The 24612-nt window shown below is 46.4% G+C and carries 17 protein-coding genes and 1 tRNA gene; 17 read left to right on the plus strand and 1 reads right to left on the minus strand.

The window, feature by feature from the left end; genetic code table 11:
• The first annotated feature begins 26 nt into the window (after positions 1 to 26).
• The 3 genes from ACGE0T_RS01695 to ACGE0T_RS01705 all read left to right on the plus strand — a co-directional run bounded on the left by ACGE0T_RS01695 (position 27) and on the right by ACGE0T_RS01705 (position 2599).
• Positions 27 to 491 carry a Fur family transcriptional regulator gene (locus ACGE0T_RS01695; protein ID WP_459188832.1) on the plus strand — a complete coding sequence of 155 codons (465 nt, stop codon included), beginning with the start codon at positions 27 to 29 and terminating at the stop codon, positions 489 to 491.
• Positions 492 to 519: 28 nt separating this feature from the next.
• Complete coding sequence (locus tag ACGE0T_RS01700; RefSeq protein WP_459188833.1) at positions 520 to 1791, plus strand: adenylosuccinate synthase; 1272 nt, start codon at positions 520 to 522, stop codon at positions 1789 to 1791.
• A gap of 121 nt (positions 1792 to 1912) precedes the next feature.
• On the plus strand, positions 1913 to 2599 hold the full coding sequence (locus tag ACGE0T_RS01705) for a zinc metallopeptidase (protein ID WP_459188834.1): 687 nt from the start codon (positions 1913 to 1915) through the stop codon (positions 2597 to 2599).
• Here ACGE0T_RS01705 and ACGE0T_RS01710 read toward each other — a convergent pair whose 3' ends face one another.
• On the minus strand, positions 2600 to 3775 hold the full coding sequence (locus ACGE0T_RS01710) for a hypothetical protein (RefSeq protein ID WP_459188835.1): 1176 nt from the start codon (positions 3773 to 3775) through the stop codon (positions 2600 to 2602).
• 153 nt (positions 3776 to 3928) lie between these two features.
• Here ACGE0T_RS01710 and hisS point away from each other — a divergent pair, with 153 nt between their 5' ends.
• From hisS to ACGE0T_RS01780, 14 genes are all read left to right on the plus strand, one after another.
• Entirely contained in the window at positions 3929 to 5284 is a 1356-nt protein-coding gene (gene hisS, locus ACGE0T_RS01715; protein WP_459188836.1) for a histidine--tRNA ligase, read from the plus strand.
• Positions 5285 to 5466: 182 nt separating this feature from the next.
• Positions 5467 to 6897 (plus strand): glycoside hydrolase family 30 protein, encoded by a 1431-nt coding sequence (locus tag ACGE0T_RS01720; protein WP_459188837.1) that lies wholly within the window; start codon positions 5467 to 5469, stop codon positions 6895 to 6897.
• Between the two features lie 238 nt (positions 6898 to 7135).
• Positions 7136 to 7405: a co-chaperone GroES gene (locus ACGE0T_RS01725; RefSeq protein ID WP_459188838.1), complete on the plus strand. Its 270-nt coding sequence runs from the start codon at positions 7136 to 7138 to the stop codon at positions 7403 to 7405.
• A gap of 40 nt (positions 7406 to 7445) precedes the next feature.
• Complete coding sequence (gene groL / locus ACGE0T_RS01730; protein WP_459188839.1) at positions 7446 to 9083, plus strand: chaperonin GroEL; 1638 nt, start codon at positions 7446 to 7448, stop codon at positions 9081 to 9083.
• A 320-nt stretch (positions 9084 to 9403) separates the two neighbouring features.
• A complete protein-coding gene (locus tag ACGE0T_RS01735; protein WP_459188840.1) occupies positions 9404 to 10990 on the plus strand; it encodes a hypothetical protein in 1587 nt (528 codons plus the stop codon).
• 141 nt (positions 10991 to 11131) lie between these two features.
• Entirely contained in the window at positions 11132 to 12475 is a 1344-nt protein-coding gene (locus ACGE0T_RS01740; protein ID WP_459188841.1) for a tyrosine-type recombinase/integrase, read from the plus strand.
• 301 nt (positions 12476 to 12776) lie between these two features.
• Positions 12777 to 13337, plus strand: coding sequence for a DUF3575 domain-containing protein (locus tag ACGE0T_RS01745; RefSeq protein WP_459188842.1), 561 nt, complete (start codon positions 12777 to 12779; stop codon positions 13335 to 13337).
• A gap of 25 nt (positions 13338 to 13362) precedes the next feature.
• On the plus strand, positions 13363 to 14520 hold the full coding sequence (locus ACGE0T_RS01750) for a hypothetical protein (RefSeq protein ID WP_459188843.1): 1158 nt from the start codon (positions 13363 to 13365) through the stop codon (positions 14518 to 14520).
• 69 nt (positions 14521 to 14589) lie between these two features.
• Entirely contained in the window at positions 14590 to 15921 is a 1332-nt protein-coding gene (locus ACGE0T_RS01755) for an Mfa1 family fimbria major subunit (RefSeq protein ID WP_459188844.1), read from the plus strand.
• A gap of 134 nt (positions 15922 to 16055) precedes the next feature.
• Positions 16056 to 16979, plus strand: a complete 924-nt coding sequence (locus ACGE0T_RS01760) for a FimB/Mfa2 family fimbrial subunit (protein WP_459188845.1) — start codon at positions 16056 to 16058, stop codon at positions 16977 to 16979.
• A 30-nt stretch (positions 16980 to 17009) separates the two neighbouring features.
• Positions 17010 to 18602, plus strand: coding sequence for a fimbrial protein (locus tag ACGE0T_RS01765; protein WP_459188846.1), 1593 nt, complete (start codon positions 17010 to 17012; stop codon positions 18600 to 18602).
• Between the two features lie 13 nt (positions 18603 to 18615).
• Positions 18616 to 21453: a hypothetical protein gene (locus ACGE0T_RS01770; RefSeq protein WP_459188847.1), complete on the plus strand. Its 2838-nt coding sequence runs from the start codon at positions 18616 to 18618 to the stop codon at positions 21451 to 21453.
• A 509-nt stretch (positions 21454 to 21962) separates the two neighbouring features.
• On the plus strand, positions 21963 to 24254 hold the full coding sequence (locus ACGE0T_RS01775) for a hypothetical protein (protein ID WP_459188848.1): 2292 nt from the start codon (positions 21963 to 21965) through the stop codon (positions 24252 to 24254).
• Between the two features lie 149 nt (positions 24255 to 24403).
• Positions 24404 to 24485: transfer RNA gene (locus ACGE0T_RS01780), tRNA-Leu, on the plus strand.
• Positions 24486 to 24612 lie beyond the last annotated feature (127 nt).

Raw genomic sequence — 24612 nt, forward strand, 5'->3', positions numbered from 1 at the left:
TCGCGTGAAGTCGCAACAAGAGAGAGATGGATGCAAAAAGGTACATAGAAATGCAGGAACTGTTAACCCGGTACCTTGCAGAGAAAAAACTACGAAAGACAGAGGAACGTTATACCATATTAAAATGTATATGCACTTTCCCCGGTCATTTCGACATGTGCCTGCTTGCGCAGAAATTGGAAGAAACGAATTTTCATGTCAGCAAGGCAACGCTTTACAATACTTTGCAGGTACTGGAAGATTGCCGCTTGATTGTTCGCCACCAGTTGACGCCTCAGTCTGCCCAATATGAATTGCGTATTTTGGCTGAGACCCATCAGCATTTGATTTGTACGAAATGCGGGGCAATCAGGGATTTGAAAGACGTAACACTGCGGAACGATCTTAGGAATCTGAAAATATCCCGTTTTACTCCGGAGTATTATGCCTTATACATATATGGCATTTGCAGCAAATGTAAGTACCGGCTTCAGCAGAAAAACGGAAAATGAGAATATTAACAGCCTATTATATAAAAAGATGAAAGTAGATGTTTTATTAGGATTGCAATGGGGTGACGAAGGCAAAGGTAAAGTTGTCGACGTGCTGACTCCGAATTACGATGTGATAACTCGTTTTCAGGGAGGTCCCAATGCAGGACATACTTTGGAGTTTAACGGTGAAAAGTATGTATTACGTTCAATCCCTTCCGGTATTTTCCAGGGAGGAAAGGTGAACGTTATCGGTAACGGTGTAGTACTGGATCCGTTGTTGTTCCAGCAGGAAGCAGAAGCGTTGGCTGCCAGCGGTCACGATTTGACAAAACAGCTTTGTATTTCCAAGAAAGCTCATTTAATCCTGCCTACTCATCGTATATTGGATGCAGCTTATGAAGCTTCCAAAGGTTCCGGTAAAATCGGAACTACCGGTAAAGGTATCGGTCCGACTTATACGGATAAAGTGAGCCGTAACGGCCTGCGTGTAGGCGATTTGCTTCATAATTTCGATGAAAAATATGCGGCAGCTAAAGCACGGCATGAAGCTATTCTGCGTTCTTTGAATTATGAGTATGATGTGACGGAGCTGGAAGCCCAATGGTTCAAGGCTTTGGAATATTTGAAGAAATTCAACCTGATAGATAGCGAACATGTTGTCAATAATTACCTGAAAGACGGTAAGTCTGTTTTGGCAGAAGGTGCACAGGGTACCATGCTGGATATCGATTTCGGTTCTTATCCGTTTGTGACATCATCCAATACGATCTGTGCGGGATGTTGTACCGGCCTGGGTGTTTCTCCTCGCAATATCGGTGAAGTATACGGTATTTTCAAAGCATATTGCACACGTGTGGGAAGTGGCCCTTTCCCTACGGAATTGTTTGACGAAACGGGAGATAAAATCTGTGAACTCGGACATGAATTCGGTTCCGTTACAGGACGTAAACGCCGCTGCGGATGGATAGACCTGGTGGCTTTGAAATATGCGGTAATGATTAACGGCGTAAGCCAGTTGATTATGATGAAGAGCGATGTGTTGGATAGCTTTGACACTATAAAAGCTTGTGTAGCTTACAATATGGATGGCAAAGAGATTACAGAATTCCCGTTCGAAATTAATGATTCGATCGAACCGGTATATGTTGAAATGCCGGGTTGGAAGACTGATATGACAAAAATGCAGAGCGAAGATGAATTTCCGGAAGAGTTTAATGCTTATCTGTCTTTCCTGGAAGAAGAATTGGGAGTTCCTGTTAAAATCGTATCTGTCGGTCCTGACCGCGAACAAACAATTATCAGATATACTGAAGAATAAATTATTTTACCATACAAAATGGCAGAAGACCACATCCTGAAAGGACGATCTCCTGCCATTTTTGTTTTTGGCAGGATTTTTGCTTTTCATTGATAGTATAACTACATAAATTTAGAAGATTATGAGCATGTATTGGATCATATTTATTGGGTTTGCCCTTTTGAGCTGGCTGGTTTCTTCCCGACTGAAAAACAAGTTCGAGAAGTACTCCAAGATTCCTATGCCGAATGGTATGACCGGAAAGGATGTTGCAGAGAAGATGTTGCGTGATAATGGTATTAATGATGTGAAGGTGATTTCTACACCCGGTCATTTGACGGACCATTATAATCCTGCAAATCACACTGTGAATTTGAGTGAGTCTGTTTATTATAGTAATAGTATCGCTGCGGCTGCTGTTGCAGCGCATGAATGTGGTCATGCCGTACAACATGCAACTTCGTATGCTCCTTTGAAAATGCGTTCGGCATTGGTTCCGGTGGTTAGTTTCGCTTCCAACATTATGACATGGGTGTTGCTGGGCGGTATGTTATTGATTCATCAATTTCCTCAGCTATTACTGTTCGGCATCATACTGTTCGCTTCGACAACATTGTTTAGCTTTATAACATTGCCTGTTGAAATCAATGCCAGTAAACGAGCTTTGGCATGGTTGAGCAATGCCGGTATTACAAATGCCTACACACACGATAAAGCAGAAGACGCCTTACGTTCCGCTGCTTATACTTACGTAGTGGCTGCTTTAGGTTCTCTTGCTACGTTATTATATTATATCATGATTTTCCTTGGCGGAAGAAGCCGTGATTAATTACATATCATTTTCCCGGACAACCGATTGAAAAGGATTGTCCGGATTCCCGGTCCATTTGTACAGATGGACCGTACTGTTTTGTTGAGGTTTGTTCGAATCATGCGAAATATAGAAATATCCGTTTCCTAAGGGGCATAAACCTGTTGCCCCCCAACGGAAATTCCAACCGTAGACCCCGCTTTCTTTATCATAAAGTCCCTGGTTGCTTAGAGGCAGTACTTTCCGGACTTCTTTTCTGTCGAAACCTTTTAGTTGCATTTTCCGGGCGGGTTTGTTCCAGTCGATAACAAATAATGAATAATTGGGATAAATTTCTTTTTTCCCTTTGTAGACAGCGGCATATGTGTTGCCGGATGCCGGGTCGTAAGCCAGGTTTTGTATGCCATACGTAGTATTACCGGTGAATACAAAATATTTTTCATTCGGTTTGGATGGTCCTTGTTTATGTGGTGCCCCCTGTGAAAGAGCTTGTGCGTATTTTTTCCAGTTTTTTATATCGTACTCGAGCAGGACTTGGTAGTCATTGTCTGTCCGTTTGTTGTCGCCGTAGATTCCGTAGGCAACGTAAAGATATGTTTTACCTTTTTTCTTTCCGGCTTTTGGGGCAAAGCTTACGCCATCGATGCCTGAGCATCCGTATCGGTGGTCGACGGGGTTTCCATGGTTGGTATCGGTTGCATAATAATCATCTGCCACCTCTTTTAAATAGACAGTCGTCATGATACCGTCTTTTTCCGCATCCATTTGCGGGCAGGTTATTTTGTCCGTATCGAAAATGGCTATGTAGAATGCGCTTTCTTTCCGGGAGGCTTCCTCTCCGGCTATGCCTTTGCCGATGGCATCGTTTTTATATTCCAAGGAGCCGTATACTTGTCCGTTTTCCGGATTAAATGTCAGGCAACCTAAATGTCCGGTTAGTCCTTCGACACTACCGATGAGGTTCCCTTGTAAATCGGTTTTTATCAATTTGGTTGTAAAGGAAAAGTACATATAGCCTTTTTCCTGATCGATAGCAATTCCCTGTACATGATGTTTCCCTTGTAATCCGGAGTATATGCGATTGGGCAATTTGACAGGTGCATTGTCGTTTGGGACAATAGCCGGGAGTATGTTACAATGTATTACCAGTATCCAGGTCAACAACAAAATTTTTCTTAGGGAATCAGGTTTCATTTCAAAATAGAATTAGTTAGGTTGGCAAACTTACATTTTATTTTTGTGAAATGCTGTTATTTTTACAAAATGGAAGCTATCCGCATATAAGTTTGGGAAAATAATGTTTGAAAGCATTATCTTTGCAGTCTGAAATTAATAAAGAATAAATATATGCAAAAGCCAAGTATACCCAAAGGTACAAGAGATTTTTCGCCGGAAGAGATGGCGAAACGTAATTATATATTCAATACGATTCGCGAAGTTTATCATCTATACGGATTTCAACAGATTGAAACCCCGGCTATGGAGAACTTGTCTACCCTGATGGGTAAATATGGGGAAGAAGGAGATAAACTGCTTTTCAAGATATTGAATTCGGGAGATTGTTTTGCAGGTATTACAGACGAGGAATTACTGGAACGGAATGCTGTGAAATTCGGAGTAAAGGCTTGCGAAAAAGGCTTGCGTTATGACCTGACCGTTCCTTTTGCCCGTTTTGTGGTTCAGCATCGTAATGAGATAACATTCCCGTTTAAGCGTTACCAGATACAGCCGGTTTGGCGTGCAGACCGTCCTCAGAAAGGACGTTATCGTGAATTTTATCAGTGCGACGGGGATGTGGTAGGTTCCGATTCTCTTATCAACGAAGTGGAATTAATCCAGATTATGGATGAGGTGTTCCGCCGTTTCGGTATCCGTGTTTGCATCAAGATGAACAACCGTAAGATTCTTTCCGGTATTGCCGAGATTATCGGTGAAGCGGATAAGATTGTGGATATTACGGTGGCTATCGACAAGCTGGATAAGATTGGGTTGGATAATGTGAATGAAGAACTTCGTTCCAAAGGACTTTCCGAAGATGCAATTGCCCGTTTACAACCGATTATCATGCTGAGCGGTACGAACCGTGAGAAACTTGCCGTCCTGAAACAGGAACTGAGTGCTTCGGTGGTTGCAGTGAAGGGCATAGAAGAAATGGAATTTATACTCGACCGTATAGATATTCTGTCTCTGAATGCAGAGTTGGAACTGGATTTGACACTGGCCCGCGGTTTGAATTATTATACGGGAGCAATCTTTGAAGTTAAAGCCTTGGATGTCCAGATTGGAAGCATTACCGGTGGCGGACGTTATGATAACCTGACGGGTGTATTCGGCATGGATGGCGTATCCGGTGTCGGTATTTCTTTTGGTGCGGACCGTATCTTTGATGTACTGAACCAATTGGATTTGTATCCGGCGGATTCTTTACTTACTACCCAGTTGTTGTTTGTTAATTTCGGGGAAAAAGAAGCGAATTATTTATTGCCTTTAATTTTCAAAGTCCGTGCTGCCGGTATCCGTGCGGAATTGTATCCGGAATCTGCAAAAATGAAGAAACAGATGGGATATGCCGATACTAAGAAAATACCGTTTGTAGCTATTGTTGGCGAGACAGAAATGAACGAAGGCAAAATCAATCTGAAGAATATGCTGACAGGCGAGCAAAAGCCTGTTACTGTAGACGAATTGATCGAACAATTTTAATGTGTCAAAAGTCTATATAAAGGAACGCAGAATTCGCAGACAGGGCGCAGATTCACGCAGACAATATTTTTTCAATAAAGAATCTGCGTATTCTGTGCCATCAGCGTTCAGTAATAGCTTTTTTGCCACAGCCTCATCATATAGACTTTTGTAAAACCTGCTTTACTTATAAAATGAATATCATGAAAAAATCCTGTTGTGTGTTTTTATTTGCGGGCTTGTTAAGCGCCTGTTCATTCAATCCCCGTGCTTCCTGGGTTACTACTACAGAAACGGCCCCTTGGCAAGAACAACCGGATTTGATTTCTGCCTCTACCGATACCATAAAAACAATCGATGCAACCGTCCATATCGACAGGAAACAGCAAGTGATAGATGGTTTCGGGGCGTGTTTTAATGAGTTGGGGTGGATTTCTCTTAGCCGCTTGCAGCCTGTAGACAGGGAGAAGATTATGGAAGAATTATTCTTCCCTGAGTATGGGGCTAATTTTACGATTTGCCGTATGCCGGTCGGTGCCAATGATTTCTCCCGTGACTGGTATTCATATAATGAAACGGATGGCGATTTTGAAATGAAGAATTTTACGATTGCCAATGACCAGCAAACGTTAATTCCTTTTATCCGGAATGCACAGAAATATAATTCGGATTTGCGTATCTGGGCTTCTCCCTGGTGTCCTCCTTCCTGGATGAAGTACAATAAACATTATGCTTCCGCTTATACCGGTGAGGCCTATGATGAAAAGTACCGTAACGGGCTTCCTGCAGATAAAGCGGGTCATGAAGGTACGGATATGTTTATTCAGGACTCTTTGTATTTACAGGCATATGCCCTATATTTCTCCAAGTTTATTACGGCTTATAAGGAACAAGGCATCGATATTTTTGCCGTGATGCCTCAGAACGAATTTAATTCGGCTCAGATATTTCCCAGTTGTTGTTGGACTTCTTCCGCTTTAGCCAACTTTGTGGGTAAATACTTGGGACCGGCAATGAAGGATTTGGACGTAGATGTAATGTTCGGAACGATGGAGCGCGCCAATGAAGCCTTGGTCGATACCGTGTTGAATGATGCCTTAAGCAGTCGGTATGTAAGTGGTGTGGGTTTCCAATGGGCAGGAAAAGGAGCGATTGGCGGAATACATAAACGTTATCCGGATATGAAATTATATCAGACCGAACAGGAATGCGGAGATGGGCTGAATGATTGGAATGGTGCGGTATATTCCTGGAATTTGATGCGTCATTATTTGGATAATGGGGCTTCTGCTTATATGTATTGGAACATATCCCTGGAACAAGGTGGTATCAGTCGTTGGGGATGGGCGCAAAACTCGTTGGTTGTTGTCGATCCGGCAAATAAAACGTTCCGGTATACTCCGGAATATTATGTGATAAAACATTTGAGCCATTACGTGCAACCCGGAGCTTATAAATTGGAAACAGAGGGAACGTACACGAATATGCTGGCTTTTAAGAATCCCGATGGAAGTATTATTATCGCTTTGGCAAATGAAGGGAATGAAGATAGAAGGATATCAATCCGGATCAGGGATAGAGTTTACCAGCCTTTGCTTGTAGGGCATTCCATATCGACAATCCGGATCGATTAGCTGTTATGTTATAAATAATTTTTCAGAAGATAAAAAGATAATTTTATTATCTGTCTGTTTTTACATCTTATAGAGTCATCCTGTCAGTTGTGTCGGTTTGTCTGTTGGACAGCAGTGAAAAATTGGCAGTCTTTTGGATTTGGTTTGTTTTGGCACAGATTTCGTATAGATGTAAACGTCCGGTTGAGGCGGACTGTGAAAACAACAATATTATTAACATTTAAAAAATATATTAGAGATGAACATTAAACCATTAGCAGACAGAGTGCTGATTAAGCCAGCTGCAGCAGAAGAAAAAACACTTGGCGGAATCATTATTCCTGATTCAGCAAAAGAAAAACCTTTAAAAGGTGAAGTTGTTGCCGTAGGTAACGGAACAAAGGATGAAGAAATGGTTGTAAAGAATGGTGATACTGTATTGTATGGCAAATATGCCGGAACAGAAATTGAACTGGAAGGTGAAAAATACCTGATCATGCGTCAATCTGATATTTTAGCTATCATCTAATTAATTATTGAAACAATAAAAATAAAGATATATTACCACTATGGCAAAAGAAATTAAATACGATATGGATGCCCGCGACCTTCTGAAGAAAGGTGTGGATGAATTGGCTAACGCAGTAAAAGTAACATTAGGCCCGAAAGGACGTAATGTAATTATCGAAAAGAAATTTGGTGCACCTCACATTACAAAAGACGGTGTAACTGTAGCAAAAGAAGTTGAACTGACTTGCCCGTTCGAAAACATGGGTGCACAGTTGGTTAAGGAAGTTGCTTCTAAAACTAACGACAATGCAGGTGATGGTACAACTACTGCTACTGTATTGGCACAATCTATTATCGGTGTCGGTTTGAAGAACGTTACAGCAGGTGCTAATCCGATGGACCTGAAACGTGGTATCGATAAAGCGGTTGCTAAAGTTGTAGAAAGCATCGCAGACCAGGCTGAAGAAGTAGGCGATAAATTCGAAAAAATCGAACATGTGGCTAAAATTTCAGCAAATGGTGACGAAGCTATCGGTAAACTGATTGCTGAAGCTATGCAGCGTGTAAAGAAAGAAGGCGTTATCACAGTTGAAGAAGCTAAAGGTACTGAGACTACAGTGGATGTAGTAGAAGGTATGCAGTTCGACCGTGGTTATATCTCTCCGTATTTCGTAACAGATACGGAAAAGATGGAATGCCAGATGGAAAATCCGTATATCCTGATTTATGACAAGAAGATTTCTGTATTGAAAGATCTTCTGCCTATCCTTGAACCGGCAGTTCAGAGCGGCCGTCCTCTGTTGATTATCGCAGAAGATATCGATAGCGAAGCTTTGGCTACTTTGGTTGTAAACCGCCTGCGTGGTTCTTTGAAGATTTGTGCAGTTAAGGCTCCGGGCTTCGGCGACCGTCGTAAAGCGATGTTGGAAGATATCGCAGTTCTGACAGGTGGTGTTGTTATTTCAGAAGAAAAAGGTTTGAAGCTGGAAGGTGCAACAATGGATATGCTGGGTACAGCAGAAAAGGTTACTGTTGATAAAGATACAACAACTATCGTGGACGGTGCCGGCGACAAAGAAGCTATCCAGGCTCGTATCGGTCAGATCAAGACTCAGATTGAAAATACAACTTCTGACTATGACAAAGAAAAACTTCAGGAACGTCTGGCTAAAATGGCGGGTGGTGTTGCCGTACTGTATGTAGGTGCTCCTTCTGAAGTGGAAATGAAAGAAAAGAAAGACCGTGTTGACGATGCTTTGCATGCAACTCGTGCTGCTATCGAAGAAGGAACTGTTCCTGGTGGTGGTGTTGCTTATATCCGTGCAATCGAAGTCTTGGAAAGCTTGAAAGGTGAAAACGAAGACGAAACAACAGGTATCGAAATTGTTAAACGTGCAATTGAAGAACCGTTGCGCCAGATTGTTGCCAATGCAGGTAAAGAAGGTGCGGTTGTTGTTCAGAAAGTAAAAGAAGGCAAAGGTGACTTCGGTTACAACGCCCGTCTGGACAAATACGAAAACCTTTGTGCTTCCGGCGTAATCGACCCGGCAAAAGTAACACGTGTAGCTTTGGAAAATGCAGCTTCTATCGCTGGTATGTTCCTAACTACGGAATGTGTAATTGCAGAAAAGAAAGAAGAGGCTCCAGCAGCTCCTGCTATGAACCCGGGTATGGGTGGCATGGGCGGTATGATGTAATTCTTCCCATCTATGATAAAAGAAAAGGTCGCTTTCGCAAGAAGGCGGCCTTTTTTATTTAAGAATCAAACTGCCGTTCTTTCTCTATGGTTTCACGTTCTGGACAGAAAAAGCCGGTTCCCAACTCTCCAAATCTACCCGCGCAGATTGCCGCCACTACCCGGAACCTATTTTTTACTATGTTCCGGGTAGTAAAAAAGAACTGCGCAGTCAGTAAACATAATCTGCGCGGGTGGTTATTACCATATTCGTAAATCTTTTATATATTTGTATCCATTGATATACAAAGAGAATGCAGAATGCAGAATATGAAGTCTAAAATGAGTATATATATAACGGTTCTATTGTGGATTGTAATTCCAGTTTTGATACTGAATATAGTAACGTTGGTTTTTTCAAACGGTGATACATTGGGTGTTGCTCTTGTCGGACTTTACTCTTTGATGTTTGTATGTTGGGGCATATTTTTGGCATATAGTTTTTTACTTGGCTATAAGGCAGGCGAGGGTGCTCTCATTGCAATTCCTGTTTTATTGCTGATTGCGGGTGTCTTTTTGTGGCAATCATCGGGTAGTTGGATTGAACCGGGCACTTTGTGGCGGCAGTTTTTGTCTGGTGCAGTACTTTTCGGAGTGCTTCTGTTTGCCGGGCTATTATGCCGGTATGGCGTGAAAACCGGTGGTTTTATGCATTTCGGTACGATTTTGGTATCTGTTGTAATCGGATTTATTTGTATTGTAATTTGTTTATCGCGGATGTGCGGAGCTTATTCGCCTCTTCCGGAAGAACTTTTTTGGAAAGATGCCTATCCGGAAACGATAAAGAATGGGACAGTTCTTTTCCATGATGCTAAAATATATATAAATCCTTTTGACTCCCGGGTAATCGGTGTCTTTCGCTTTAACGACAAAGGTGAATATGTGGGTTTTAGTAGTAGCCGTTATGAATGCCATAAAATCGTAAACAGTGCATTTAAGGTAAATGATGAAATAAAGGCTTCAACGTGCGACTTTGTTTATACGGGTTACGAGCCGTTGTTGAATGATTTTATGGCTGACTGCCGGGATGCGCTTTATGTGAAAGAAAAAGATTACTGTGTATTTCTATATACAAAAGAGGGTCTTTTGTACAGAAAGGAATTCGACTATCATAGTAATGGCATTGTCAAACAAGCGCGTTCCTATACCTATGACCGGGAAACAGGTTTCCACATCGAGGAAGGGAAAACAATTGAATTTGATGAACTTGGTTTTTGTGAAAATAACGGCTTGCTGAGATGGGATATAAATGATTTCCGGAAAACAGATACCGTGATAGCGGTAGAACGTCGTTATGGGCAAGTATATAATCCTACGGTAACGGACAAAAAATATACGGTTTCCCAACAGGCTATAATCGATTCTTTTATTACTGTAGAGAGCCGGACCGGAAATGCCGGCACCTTAAAAAAATATAGTAGCTTGGATGTTCCACTTGATGAATATTATAAATTGGGAACGGTAAACGGACATGTTATATCCGTACATATAAATACGGATAGTTACAAGTGGCGAAATAGAGGTTTGCATGGATTTACTCAGTTGAAAACCGTAGATCAGATGTATACTTTTATAGATGCGCTGGAGCTGAGCAGCCTGGATACGGGGATGTGGAAGAGAATTGGCAAACAATCGTTGGTTGTAGGAGATGATGACGAATGCTATAGCTTTATGATAAAAGAGAATGCCAAAGGAGGCAAAGCGTTGGTTTTATATGTATTAGGAGATTATGCAGTTACGGCAGACTCAAGATTCAGTTTTCACTTGAACCCTTCTGTTCATAAAGATGTAGAGCTGCAAAAAAAGGCAGGGGAGGCATGGGATAAGATGATGAATATTTTTACTGAATATAAGGAAAAAGAGAATTAACAGGAGGTTACTCCTGCACCGCAATCATATACCTTTGACATCCCCTCTTTTTATCTAAAGAAGCCGTATTTGTTGAACTTTTCGTGTTTTCTTTTGTTTTTCGTTAATTCACCTCTATTAAACCAATTGATAATTAATGAGATGAAGAAAAAGATTAACATAGAGAAAGAGGTTGCCGTGACTGTGATAGAGATGTTTAATTTGCAGGTAAATCAGAAAATACGGTTGGGGTGCACGCGTACGGCGGGCAACTACAAAACCTGTATAAGGAAGTTGACCCTTTTTCTGAAAGAGGATGCTGCCAGTTTTACTTTACGGGAGGTAACTCCGGAATGGGTGGAAAGTTGGGTGAGGTATCTGACCACCCTTCATCCCAATCACCCGGAAACGGTCGATTTTTATTTTCGCAATTCACGCGCCATGTACAACCTTTCGCTGGCATCCCTGAAAGACAAGCAGGGATACGTTCCTTTCCCGTTCAAAGGCGTGAAAATAAAGAAATACCAGCCTTCCAAACGGGCATTGACAGTGGAAGAGATGAAGAAATTGCTGGAACCCGGATTCAGGGAAAAGTTGAAAGTGCCCTTGAGAGAGACACTCGATGTACTGCTATTCATTTTCTATGCCCAGGGGATGGTATTCCGGGACGTATATAACCTGAGGTGGGAGATGGTGGAAAGTGAAGGCCGTATCCGCTATGCACGCAGTAAAACGGGAAATCCGGTTGAGGTCGGTATCTTGCCCGAAACGCGTGAAATCATGGAGTGTTATTTTCAGAAACATTCGCCTTTTGTCTTTCCTTTCCTGCACAGTCGAAAGGAGCATAGCAAAAATATCTCGGAAGAGACTGCTCTCAGGCGTATAAATCTGCATGCTTCCCAAATCGGGAAACTTGCCGGGCTTTCGCTGCCACTGACCACATATGTGATGCGCCACACCTGGGCCACGCTGATGCTGGAAAGCGGTAAACCGGTCGAACTTATCAGCCAATGCCTGGGCCACTCCAATATTCGTACTACGCAGATTTACCTTTCCCGTATTTCCTCCGGGAAAGTGGATACGGAAATCAATGACATGCTCGACCAAATGTTGAGGGATACTTCCGCCCCGGCTGGGCAAAGGAAACAGAAAGGCCGGAAAGGTGTAACAACGGGTGCCTCCTCACAAACAAGAAATAACACGATATCCAACAGCGAAAAAGAAACAGAAATATCGGAAGGTAACCTCTTCCTGTACAAAAGTAAAGAAAAAGCACAGTGCACAAGGGAAAAAAATCCGTTTCTTACAAAGAAAGAGAAAATATTCGTAAACTCTTATAGCCCAATTCTATTTTCCGATACAAAAATACATATAACAAGAAAAAAAACAATATTTTCAGCGCCTTTTTTTGAATATTATAATAACAACTTCCTCCTGAAAGATTTAAAAAACGCTTTTATTCCCTTTGTGATAAGGTTTGTATACCTTTGTTTATCAGTATTTTGAATTATATTTTTTATTCTTTTCTCTTTCTTTGTAAGAAACGGAAGATTTGAGTTTTTCTTCTTCTTTGTAAGAAACGGATCTTCCTATAAGGGTTCAGTAACCGGGTTCCGATTTCTATCTGATTGAATATTATATTCAGATGGAAGAGCCAAAAAAGAAATGAAATTTTGTAGCGAATTATACATAGAATATGTTCTTCCATTTGGAAGTAATTTATATTCTCCTCTTAAACTTAAGTAGTGGAGACTTAGGAAAGAATTAAACGGTAACAAAGAAACAAACGATAACAAAGAAACAAACGATGAAAGTTCCCCTCATAGTAAGTGTCCTGCTCTTTTTTTGCATCCCTGCCGCTTTCGGGCAGAACATAGCTGTAAAGAGCAACCTTTTATCTGATGCTACCACCACCCTGAATCTGGGTGCTGAGTTCGGCCTGTCTCCCCGCTGGACTATTGATTTTTCGGCAAGTTACAATCCATGGACTTTCTCCGGCAACCGTAAACTGAAGCAGTTCTTTGTCCAGCCCGAAGCACGTTACTGGCTTTGCGAACGCTTTAACGGCCACTTCTTCGGTGTGCACCTGTTGGGCGGGGCTTTCAATATTGAAGGTATTCCTTTACCCGGGCTCAGTCGTGAGTTCCGCTATGAAGGTTGGGCAGGCGGTGCGGGAGTTTCCTACGGCTACCAATGGATGATAGGCCGGAGGTGGAACCTGGAAGCCTCTCTGGGGTTGGGCTATATGTATGCCCGGTATGATAAATACGAATGTGCCGCTTGCGGCAGGAAACTCGAAGCAGGCCGTACGAAGGGGTTCTTTGCACCTACCAAAGCCTGTATCTCCATTATTTATCTTATCAAGTAGTTCCCTTCCTCAATATATAGCATATATGAAAACAAAAGTCATGTCCTTCCTCATATTATTACAGTTGCTGTCTTTCGGTCCGGTACATGCCCAGAAAGCGGATATCCGGGTCATCGACTCCCACACCTGTTTTGCAAATGATAGTGTGCATGTACGTCTTACACTCAAAGCGCTCGGTCTTCCGTCCGATTACCGTATGGACCTTACCCCTGTCATCTATGGGGGAACGGAAAAAGCCCTGTTGCCTGCTGCTCGGATATCCGGAAGCAGGAACCGCCGTTCACAGGAGCGGAAGGCACTTTTCGGGCGGAACGTTCCGAAAGACGTATTTCTTACCGTTCCGGCTTCCGATACGCTGTTTTATAAAGCTGTCTTGCCTTACAAGCCCTGGATGAACCATGCTTCATTACGTATCGACAACCGTCTTACCGGTTGTTGTAGTTCGCGGTTGCTCGCCTCCACGTTGGCTGCCGTCGACCTGGCGCTTGCCTTACCCTTGCCCGGACAGCCACAGGCGAAAGAACCAGCCGTTGCGCCCGAACCCGTGATTTCCCCTACCGGACAGCTTGCGAAGACAGAGGGCTTCATCCACTGTGACGAATTGTACGAAGCGGAGAAGCAGGCAGCCAATTACTTCCGTGACCCGGATGCCCTGCGTGTATTTTTCCGCCAGGGACGCATAACGATAGACACCGCCTATATGGACAATGCAACCACGCTGGAGCGGCTGGATAAGGCCCTGCGTGTGATGACGGCAGATACAGCCATCCGCATTACCCGGCTGGTGATAGTGGGCTATGCTTCTATTGAAGGCTCGTTAAGGCGCAATACCTATCTGGCAGGAAAGCGCGCGGCCGTATTACGGGAGTATACCGCAGCACGCGGCGTTCCCCTGCCGGACATTGAAACGGTCAATATGGGCGAAGGATGGGATGAACTGCGGGACTTGGTTGCCACCTCCGGGAGTGTGCCTTGCCGGGAGAAGATTTTGCACATCATCGATACGGTTCCCGTGTCCGAGGGGCGTGAGAAACAACTGATGGACCTGAACGATGGAGTACCCTACCGATGGATGATGAAACATTTATTCCCTCAACAAAGGAATGCCGGATACATCAGGCTATACTATACCGGAGCGGAGAAACCATGCCCTGCAACTGCAACAGGCGGAGCTCCGGAATGAAGCAACAGACAAAATCATATATTAATTATTTTTTAAATATCTCGTTTATTTAACTAAATGTCACGTAAAATGAAACAGATGAGAAGTTTCCTCGCAATGGCCCTGGCGCTAACAGCCCTGGCCGGTTGTAACAAAGAGAATGAAGTGCCGGACATGAACCCGGGAGTAGAAGGAGTGAAGACTTATGCCGCCTTTTCGGTAAGCGTAAAAGCAGCGGAAAGCACACGTGCCGCCACGCCCTCAGATGCCAACGCCGATGCAGTGGAGCAGTCGATCAGTACACTGAACCTGTTTATATTCAACGGAGGGGTACTGGAAACTACCGGAACCATCACGTTGGATAACAACAATGTGGGTACTACCACCTTGGTCACCACTACAGGCGCGAAAGAAATCTATGCCGTGGCTAATGCAAAACCGGACATGACACTGGCCATAGGTAAGACGCTGGCTGATTTTAAGGCACTTGCCGTAAACGCAGGAACTACTGATGGGGTAGCGGATAACAATATCGCGGCAACAGGTGCGTTCGTAATGATTGGTAAAACAGAAGTTACCCTGGCTGTGCAAGACGAGGCTAATGCAAAGGGCAATCCGATTGCCATCACCGTTGCCCGTGGTGCGGCCAAGGTACAGATGCAGTACAATACGGCTACCGTAACTCAAAATGCCAACCTGAAGGGAACATTCAGCGAACCGAAGTATCTGGTGGCACAGATGAACACCAAAATGTTCCTGCCGCGCCAGGACTACGAACAGACTCCCGTGGGAGCCACTGCTGACCAGGCAGATACAACTCCCAGCGACGGTACATACGACCACCTGACAACCGTACCTGCCGACATGGCGAATGCCAAAGATGCTGCTACCGCCTGGGACCACAAGTTTACCAACTCTTTCTATACTGCGGAGAATGTAAATGAGGCACCCGTTACAGGTAACACCACTTTCGCGCTGGTACAGTTGAAATACGTACCGGATGAAAGTGAAATCCAAGGAAAAAACAAAGTCTTGGGCGGAGACGGTACTTTCTATCTCCTTTGGAATAAGACTGCCAAAACCGGTACCATCTATGCCGACCAGAGTGAAGCCAACACGGCACAGCAAGCAGATGCAACCAACCTGGAAGTCAAGACCTATACCGACGGTCGTTGCTATTACCGTGTGAACCTTCGCGACATCGCCAAGACAGCTCTTCAACAGAAGTACTGTGTACTGCGCAACCATTTCTACAAAATCAATATTACACAGATTAACAGCCTGGGAGGCTCCAGTACTACCGATCCGGATGTGGTGGTTCCGACAGAGCCGACTACTCCGTTGGAAGAATCAACATATATCTCTGCCGATATCACTATAGAGGCATGGAATGCCATCCTGATGAACGAACCGCTGGGATAACTCCCATACTGGAAACCGGAGCGGATGGGATAGCCCCATCCACTCCTTTTCTCCTTGTATTTCAGGTTATGGAACCTTCCGGAACAGCCATGCCCTGAACTAAAAACGGTATCCGGATATAAAAGCAAAACCCCATGTTATTCAGAAACATCTTTAAATATTTACTCCTGCTGTCGGCAGCCTTGCTCGTCAACTCCTGCATCTGGGACGACAGGGACGACTGCCGCTATCCTGTCGGCCTGCGATTCCTGTTTACACACAACACGCAGGGAAAAGACCTGTTCGATACGGAAGGGATAGATAACATACACCTGTTTGTTTATGATAACCAGAACCGGCTTGCACTGGAACAGCAGCTACACCGCAGCGACCTGGCCCCGGGCAATGTCCGCCAGCTTATGCTGCCGATGGGCCGCTACACCCTGATTGCATGGGCGGGCGACCTTCAGGAAACCTATAGCTATGAATCTTCCGAATACCTTCCCGATGCCTTGATAAAGCTTCGGAGGAATCCCGGAGGTATCACGGACCAACCTGCCGGAAAACTCTTTAACGGGATCTGCATACCCCTGTTCGCCGGCCTTGCCGACAAAGACCAATATGAAGCGGACCTGCACAAAAACACCAATGATGTACGTATCACAATCAAGGGGAAGAACACTTTCATCCCCCGGCCGGAAGACTTCGGCTGCACCATTACCGCCACCAATGGCGACTATACTTTTGACAACCGTACGCATGGCAACGACCCTGTACAATATATCCCCCGGATTACCGGGGCCGGCAGCGAAATACACTGCGATTTTACCGTGCTGCGCCTGTGGGACGGGGACGCTTCCCGTCTGACGCTGACCTACCGCCCCACCGGCGGCACCCGTGCGGAGAACGTCATCTATGACGGAAGCCTCTCGGAACTCCTGCTCAAAAAGCCGGGCACCGACCTGGAACTGGAAGACCGGTTCGAGGTGGTGTTTACCGTCGATAGCCCTGACGAACCGACCGACGTGGTACTCACCGTAAACGGCTGGGAGATAATCGACCATAATTCAGGATTATAATATGAATACAACAACATAATACCTATGCCCATGAAGAGAATACCCCATTACCAAAGCGCTTCGGCCTTTGTGTGCAGGGCAGCACTTGCCGGACTATTGGTGCTGGCAGCAGCCTGCACCAACGACCGCATGGAAGAAGGGCTGACTCCGGAACCGGGGCAACCGGAGCAGGTGGAGGTGAAAATACGCCTGCGTACCAACCAGCCTGCCAGCCCTACGCGTGCCCTGAGCGTGGAGCAGGAAAGCTTGATAAACGATGTATATGTCTTTTTCTTCAATACGACCGATAACAGGGTGTATACCGTGGTGAAAGGAAAGAATGTGACACCCAACGTCAGTGATCCGGCGAAATGGACCTTTACCGCCTCCCTGATTGTAAACACGGGGACGAGGACGACTTTCGACTGTTTGGTACTAACGAATGTAGACGACTGGATGCAGGGTAAGAACCTGGCGGACTTCAACGGGAAAAACTATGATGATCTGCAAACGATGCTTGTGAGCAACGAACTGAGCCCGGCGGCCCTGCCGGCAGCTTCGCCTACGGAAGGGTTGGTAATGTGGGGAAAAGCAGCCTCGCCCATATCTGTACCGGCTGATGCTGCCAGTATTACCGTTCCGGCAATCCGAGCACTGGCAAGTGTGGAGGTGGGGGTGGGCAAAGGCCCGGCGGCAGAGAATCTCGCTACATGGCCCGGCTGGAATGGGAAGGATGCATCAGGAAAAGACATCCCTTTCGTGCTTAAAAAGGTATATGTATACCGTCCCAATAACCGGTATGCCTTTATGCCTCTGGCTACCGTTTACGATGCGAGCCTGCGTAAAGTGACGGCACCTTCGCCCGAAGGGGGAGCTGCGCTGATAACAGCGCCTTTCATCTATGACCTGCCCGCAAGAGCATACGGCATACGCCGTGAAATCTATCTGCCTGAGGCGGATATACGGCAAACCGTTCCCGGTGGTCCGGGGCACACTGGGAAACCCGGCGATGCCGGACATAAAGACCGTTGCGCACTTGTGGTATGCGGCTCGTACAACGGGCATGCCGATAGTTATTACCGGATCGACTTCAATGACAACGCAGCCGACCGCTCGCTCATAGACCTGCTGCGCAACCACCGGTATTATGTAAGTATCACCTCCGTGCAAGGTGACGGGGAAACTTCCGCACAAGAGGCTTACGAGAGCCTGCGCATAAACATGGGTATAGAGATTACAGGATGGACGGACAATTTTCAGGACATCGTATTCGACGGTACGGACTGGATGTATGCGCAGAAAAAAAACATCATTTTGCCCGGAAATGAAGGACAGAAAGGAACCATAGACATGGAGAGTTCTATAGACCCTGCCGACTGGGAAATGAGCTTCGACGGAGGAGTTTCCTATACAAGGAATGCCTCCTTGGAGAATACCGATTTCCGAGTGACGAAACCCGCCACGGCAACGGATGGGAAGCTTGAGATAAAAACACTCCGCGCAATGGCTGAGAACGACCCCGACCGTACCTCTACGCTGACGATAAAGGCAAAGAGGCTGAAGTTTGATATCCGGATAACCCAGAAGCCGGATAATCAGGCGGATTGGGAACAGGAAGGGGGAGAGTTTGACAAGGACTTTTAAATACAATCGACATATGAAACAGAATCTTTGTATCCATACGCTTCTGGCAGTACTGCTGCCGCTACTGGTGCTTCTTGGCGGATGCCTGCAAGAGGAAACCTTCCCCCGGGACATTGCTGCGGGGGTGACTATCTCCTATAGTTTCGACGATCTGCAGACACGAAGCATATCCGCAACACCGGAAGAGAAGAAATTCAGCGATGTGTATTTCGTATTCTATAACGCTTCCACGGGTGCATACGTAGCCTACCAGAAAACCTCCGCACCGGCAGGAAACACAGGAGAGGGAAGTTTCCCGCTACCTATTCCCCAAGCACTCGCGCCGGGCAATACGTACCGCACGCTGATAGTGGCAAATTACGACCGCTACAAGGCAGACGGGAAAACCTTCGATGTGTATATCAAAGAAAACCGCAGCAAGAGTTATGACCAGATGCAACAGGATATGAAGTCGCAGGCGCTTAATAAAGTAAGGGTGACAGCACCGCTGCCCCTGTTTGGCACCTTGTTGGGAAAGGACGGACAGGAGAGCCTTTTCACCGCACCCGAACCCGATGCCACAGGACAACTGCCCGTATCCGTGCGGTTCAGCCGTGCTGTGAGTCGCTTCGACCTAAAAAACAGGGTGGCGGACAAGTTGGTTATTGCCTGGGTGAAAGTATGCAACTACCGTGATGCGGGTTATTTCTTCCATCAGGATGCCCCGTTGGGCGACTTAGTGAAAGGAACTGCCGCTAAACCGCCTGCTGACGTGAACAATCTTCCCGAAGGATGCGTAAAAGTCAATCCGCCGATGGGTGACCCCGCCACAAAGCAGGATATGGTAGACGGCGGGTTGTATGCCTACCCTAATATTGTGGCAAATGCCCTGCAGGACGATGAAAGCACCACCTGTCTGATGATAGCGGGATATTACCAGGACCCGGGCAGCCTCCCTAATACAACGACCCTGACCTACTATCGTGCCAACGTGGCAGACCCCGGACTGAGCCAGGTACTCAAAAGGAATTATGCCTATACCATCGTCATCACCGGCGTGCAGCGTGCAGGCTCGGGCACGGAAGACGAGGCTATGGCGGAGAAAGACCGTCTGTTGGACTACGTGGTGGACGACCAGTGGCAGGATGACGGGGACAACACCGTGGTGGACGAAAACGGGAACTTCCTCTCCGTATCGCGCACAGCCGTGGTGCTCGACCCGCCGGCAGGGGAGGCGTCCACCATCAAGGTGTCCGTAAAGGAAGGCCTGGGATGGGAAACAGTGTTCAGGCAGAATGAGGGGGATGCCTTTAAGGTAGAGAAAGTAGACGAACACTCATTCCTCATTATGACCAACAAGGAAAACAATACGGATTTTGTTAATACTGCACAGCTTGAAGTACGTGCTACGGGCATCCCCTCACCGGGAGACGGTACTACAAATATCCTAAAAATAACCATCAATATAACTCAGCTTTCCATAAAGAACGAAGTGAAAATGTTGTCCGTAGAGGGACAGACCGGGACACTTACCTACGAGGTGCCCGGACAAGGTGCCACCCTCTCATTACAAGTGCTCACCGGAGGAGCTTATGCCTCGTGGACGGCAAATCCGGACCCTTCACTTTCAGGCTTTATCGGAGACTATACGACATACGGGGCTAACAAAGCACGCATACAGATAACGTTTCAGCCCAACGTTACAAATGCCCCACGGAGCGGAACCCTTACAGTGAACCGTAGTCCCGATGATGGGATACCACCAGTAACGATTAACTTCACACAAAAACAAACCGACCATTTGGTGACGATCTTTCCCAATTTCGGCGACCAGGGGCTGACGCTCGAAGGATTTTCGCCCGATCCGGGAAACCCGAACGGGGTGGTATTGGAATATCCTTTCTGGGTATCACTGGCGGACGGACAAAACTATACGTACAAGGTGGAAAGCAATTTCAGGGCGGATACTGAAGCCTTCTTAACATATGACGTACAACCAGTCCGGCCTCAAGCCGCATATACGGCGAGCGCGGACGGAACTATACTGCAGAACTGCGTTGACGGGAAAAAGTTCACGCTGAGCATCTTCCGTACCGGTCCGGGCGATGCCGACCTCACCCGAAGCATCAAGGTGACGGCTGTGCCGAAAATGGCCGGAGGAAAGTCGGAAGAGGTATCGTTTAATGTCACCATACAATCAAGCTGTGATATCGGGGATGTCACTGTGGGAGGATATACGATAGCGGATCGCAACGTGGGTGCACCCTTGAAAACACAGGCTACGATAGCAGGGAATTACTCGACGAACAGGTATAGTCCGGATAATGGGACGGATCGAAAGAAGTGGACAGGGACAATCATTAAAGACAACCAGGAGATGGAATGCAAAACTTTCGGACAGCAAAATTATGGAGATGGTAACGGCTGGATGCCTGCAGATGCAAGTGTGCTCAATTTGATAAAAGGTGAGATATGCACTTCAAGGGAGAGGGTATTTTCAATAAGTGGAGCTAAGAAAAACGGTAGGTATGTAGCGTGTTATTGGCCCGAATATGCGATAATGGTGGATAACAAAGGCCAAACTTTCACAGGATGGTATGTTGAAAATGCACCTGTTGTTGCAGATGTATATGTGGATCCATCAGACAGTAGATCGTATAAATACGATGTTGATAAGCCAGTTCTGGACGTAAGTAAGGGATTCGTTCCATTTAATTTCAGAACAGATACAAGGCTCACTGCATATTTGATTGACAACTCCGGCTTCCCTGGTGCTAGTACTACGGCCAGAGCAAAGAGTGCGGAAGCAAAAGCAAAGGCTCTGTCTCAAGTACCATTGTCGGGAACTATGCTTAGATGTGTTAAGAGATAGGTGGATTAAAAATCCTGAAAATCAATCAATAGGACCGAAAATCCAATAGAACAAAGATATAATTCATTCTTATGAAACAGAAATTTCGCATCCATACTTCCTTTGCTGCCCTGCTCCCGGTGCTGGTACTTCTGGCCGGCTGCATAAGGGAAGAGTTTGATTTCGGCTTTGATGCTGAGGGAAAGGAAGTAACTGTAAATTATAGCTTTGACGACCTGCAAACGCGGAGCATAGCAGCAACACCGGCCGAAAAGAAAGTCGATAAAGTGTATTTCGTCTTCTATAACTCTTCCACCGGAGGCTACGTTGCCTGGCAGGGTGCTTCCGTCCCCGCCGGAAGCGGGGCGGCGGGCAGCTTCTCGCTCAACATTCCGGGGGCACTCACTGCGGGCAGCAAATACCGCACGCTGATTGTGGCAAACTACGACGAGTACAAAGCCGACGGGAAAAACTTCGAGGACTACATACGCGCAAACAACAGCAAGAGCTATGACGAAATGCGACGCATCATGAAATCACAATCCCTTGCCCGGGCAAGGGTGGCAGCACCGCTGCCACTGTTCGGCATACTGTTGGGACAGGACGGTGAAGAAAGCCTCTTCACTCCACCCGCCCCGGATTCTACAGAACCATTGAACGTTTCGGTACGGTTTAGTCGCGCCGTCAGCCGTTTCGACCTGCACAATATGGCGGCAGACCGGTTGGTTATTGCCTGGGTGAAAGTGTGCAACTACCGCGATGCTGGTTACTTTTTCCATCAGGACGCCCCATTGGGAGATGCAGTCGTGAAAGGAACCGCAACCACGCCACCGTCCGACCCGAATAACCTGCCCGCCGGATATGTAAAAGCCGACCTGCCCCTACCGGACACCAACAGGCAGGATATGGCAGATGGCGGACTGTACGCCTATCCCAACATCGCATCATATACCACGCAGGACGACGAACGCACCACCTGCCTGCTCATAGCAGGATACTACCAGAGCGAGACGGGAGGAGGAGTTAATACTACCAAACTGACCTACTACCGCGCCAATGTCGCGGATGCCGGGCTGAGCCAGGTGCTCAAGCGGAACTATGTTTATACGGTAGTAATCAACGGTGTCAAGCGTGCGGGAGCCGATACGGAAGACCAGGCCATGAGTGAGAAAGACCGCTTGCTGGACTATGCAGTAGACGATGCATGGGAAGAGGACAACAATAACACGGTGGTGGACGACAAAGGAAATTTCTTAACCGTATCACGTACTTCCGTCGTGCTCAATGCCTCTGCCAACGAATCAGCCGTGCTAAAAGTATCCGTAAAGGAAGGACTCGGCTGGAAACTCGCCTGGCGGGAAAATGTCGGGAATAATTTCAAGTTTGAAAAAATAGACGATAATTCGTTCCGGATTGTCGCTGCGCACGAAAACAGCACGGTGTTTGTTAATACCGCGCAGCTCGAAGTAGAGGCTACAGGTATTACACCCACCCCCGCCAAGCCCCTGAAAGTAACCATCAACATCACCCAACTGTCAACAACAGGTGAACTGGAGATGCTCTCCGTAGAGGGGCAGACCGGAACAGTGGAAATGTCCGTGCCCGGACAAGGCACTACATTCTCCCTTCAAGTCCTCACCGGAGGGGCAACCGGCTCGTGGACGACATCGGCGGATAACTACCTTTCAGGCTTTATCGGGGCGGATTATACGAAATTCGGAGGCAACAAAGGGCGCATACAGATACAGTTCCAGCCCAATGTGTCGAATGCCCCACGGAGCGGCACACTTACCGTGACCCGCAGCCCGGCGGGAAGCGTGCCGGATGTAAAGATACACTTCACGCAGGAACCCAGCAAGTATCTGGTGACGGTGTTCCCCAATTACGGGAACGACCCGTTGGTGGTGAACGGATTCTCGAATGACATTGGAAATCCGGACGGGGTGGTAAAGGTGATACCCTTCAGTGTGAAACTGGTAGACCCGGAAAACTATACTTTCAAAGTGAAGAGCAATTTCAGGGAGGACGTGGATGCGTTTCTGGCGCTTACCTCGCCGCAGAACGAGACCCCGCCGAGACAAGCCACTTATACCGGCAGCAGCGCCGGAACTACGCTTACGGGCGCGTTGGACGGGCAAATGTTCTACCTGGGCATCTTCCGCACAGGGCCGGGAGACATGCCAATCACGGAGTGCATCAAGGTGACGGCCGTGGATAAAAAAACCGGACTGGAGGTAACGGAAAGGCAATTCACATTTACGGTGACAATAGAGACGAATTGTCGCATCGATGATGTCGACCTGAACGATTTGGGTATCACGGTGGCGGACCGAAATTGCGGGGCGCAGTTGAAGCAGACATCAATAGCACTGAATTATGCCAATCAGGAGAACCATCCGGACCATGAAAATTCGCAGTTTAGGGGGGAGTATTTTACATTCGACAAGGACAAGCTGGCGAGTCGATGTGCAGAATACGGGGACTATAATTATGATGAGTCGGCGATGAAACAAGGCTGGAGACCGCCAGCCAGGACTGAACAGGAGGCGATGGTGAAACTGGTAAGATTCAGCAAGCAAAGAGCCTTTATCGCTTCGGGTGATGCGGTCGGCGGGTATGTGGGATGCTGGCTACCCACGTCCGGAGAACTAACTAAAGATCCTACAAAAACAAGCGGATTATTCTGGTCAGGTGAGTCTCCTTACAACGGTGTTGCCTACTATATGGCAGTACATGCAGGTACCACCAGATCAGCAGGTCCGGGTTCCAATTCGACCGCTCTGAAATTCTCCCTGCGGTGTGTCAGGCCATTACGACCATAAACACCCGGAATATCTTTACTGAATAGAAGGAAAAAGAGAATTAACAGGAGAAAGGCTATTCTTTTTTGAATAAGCATTTGGTATTTCAAAAGAAATAGTTACTTTTGCACCGCAATCGAGAGAGATTGTGATTTAGATAAAAAATAAATGCCCAGGTGGCGGAATTGGTAGACGCGCACGTTTCAGGTGCGTGTGTCGCAAGGCGTGCAGGTTCGAGTCCTGTTCTGGGCACTTTGAAAGCGGATAATCAGTATGATTGTCCGCTTTTTTTGTATATGCATACCGGAAAAGCTCTAAAATAGTAGAATAGTATATGTAAATCGTAAAATAGGTCACTGTTTCTGCCGTTTTTTTATCC

Source organism: Parabacteroides sp. APC149_11_2_Y6, from assembly GCF_054506995.1.

Bases quoted from the DNA above. Each gene is read 5' to 3' on its own strand.
- hisS (WP_459188836.1), top strand. From the start codon at position 3,929: ATGCAAAAGCCAAGTATACCCAAAGGTACAAGAGATTTTTCGCCGGAA.
- ACGE0T_RS01760 (WP_459188845.1), top strand. From the start codon at position 16,056: ATGTTATTCAGAAACATCTTTAAATATTTACTCCTGCTGTCGGCAGCC.
- ACGE0T_RS01735 (WP_459188840.1), top strand. From the start codon at position 9,404: ATGAGTATATATATAACGGTTCTATTGTGGATTGTAATTCCAGTTTTG.
- ACGE0T_RS01725 (WP_459188838.1), top strand. From the start codon at position 7,136: ATGAACATTAAACCATTAGCAGACAGAGTGCTGATTAAGCCAGCTGCA.
- ACGE0T_RS01710 (WP_459188835.1), bottom strand. From the start codon at position 3,775: ATGAAACCTGATTCCCTAAGAAAAATTTTGTTGTTGACCTGGATACTG.
- ACGE0T_RS01765 (WP_459188846.1), top strand. From the start codon at position 17,010: ATGAAGAGAATACCCCATTACCAAAGCGCTTCGGCCTTTGTGTGCAGG.
- ACGE0T_RS01745 (WP_459188842.1), top strand. From the start codon at position 12,777: ATGAAAGTTCCCCTCATAGTAAGTGTCCTGCTCTTTTTTTGCATCCCT.
- ACGE0T_RS01755 (WP_459188844.1), top strand. From the start codon at position 14,590: ATGAAACAGATGAGAAGTTTCCTCGCAATGGCCCTGGCGCTAACAGCC.
- ACGE0T_RS01705 (WP_459188834.1), top strand. From the start codon at position 1,913: ATGAGCATGTATTGGATCATATTTATTGGGTTTGCCCTTTTGAGCTGG.
- ACGE0T_RS01700 (WP_459188833.1), top strand. From the start codon at position 520: ATGAAAGTAGATGTTTTATTAGGATTGCAATGGGGTGACGAAGGCAAA.
- ACGE0T_RS01720 (WP_459188837.1), top strand. From the start codon at position 5,467: ATGAAAAAATCCTGTTGTGTGTTTTTATTTGCGGGCTTGTTAAGCGCC.
- groL (WP_459188839.1), top strand. From the start codon at position 7,446: ATGGCAAAAGAAATTAAATACGATATGGATGCCCGCGACCTTCTGAAG.
- ACGE0T_RS01750 (WP_459188843.1), top strand. From the start codon at position 13,363: ATGAAAACAAAAGTCATGTCCTTCCTCATATTATTACAGTTGCTGTCT.
- ACGE0T_RS01775 (WP_459188848.1), top strand. From the start codon at position 21,963: ATGAAATCACAATCCCTTGCCCGGGCAAGGGTGGCAGCACCGCTGCCA.
- ACGE0T_RS01695 (WP_459188832.1), top strand. From the start codon at position 27: ATGGATGCAAAAAGGTACATAGAAATGCAGGAACTGTTAACCCGGTAC.
- ACGE0T_RS01740 (WP_459188841.1), top strand. From the start codon at position 11,132: ATGAAGAAAAAGATTAACATAGAGAAAGAGGTTGCCGTGACTGTGATA.
- ACGE0T_RS01770 (WP_459188847.1), top strand. From the start codon at position 18,616: ATGAAACAGAATCTTTGTATCCATACGCTTCTGGCAGTACTGCTGCCG.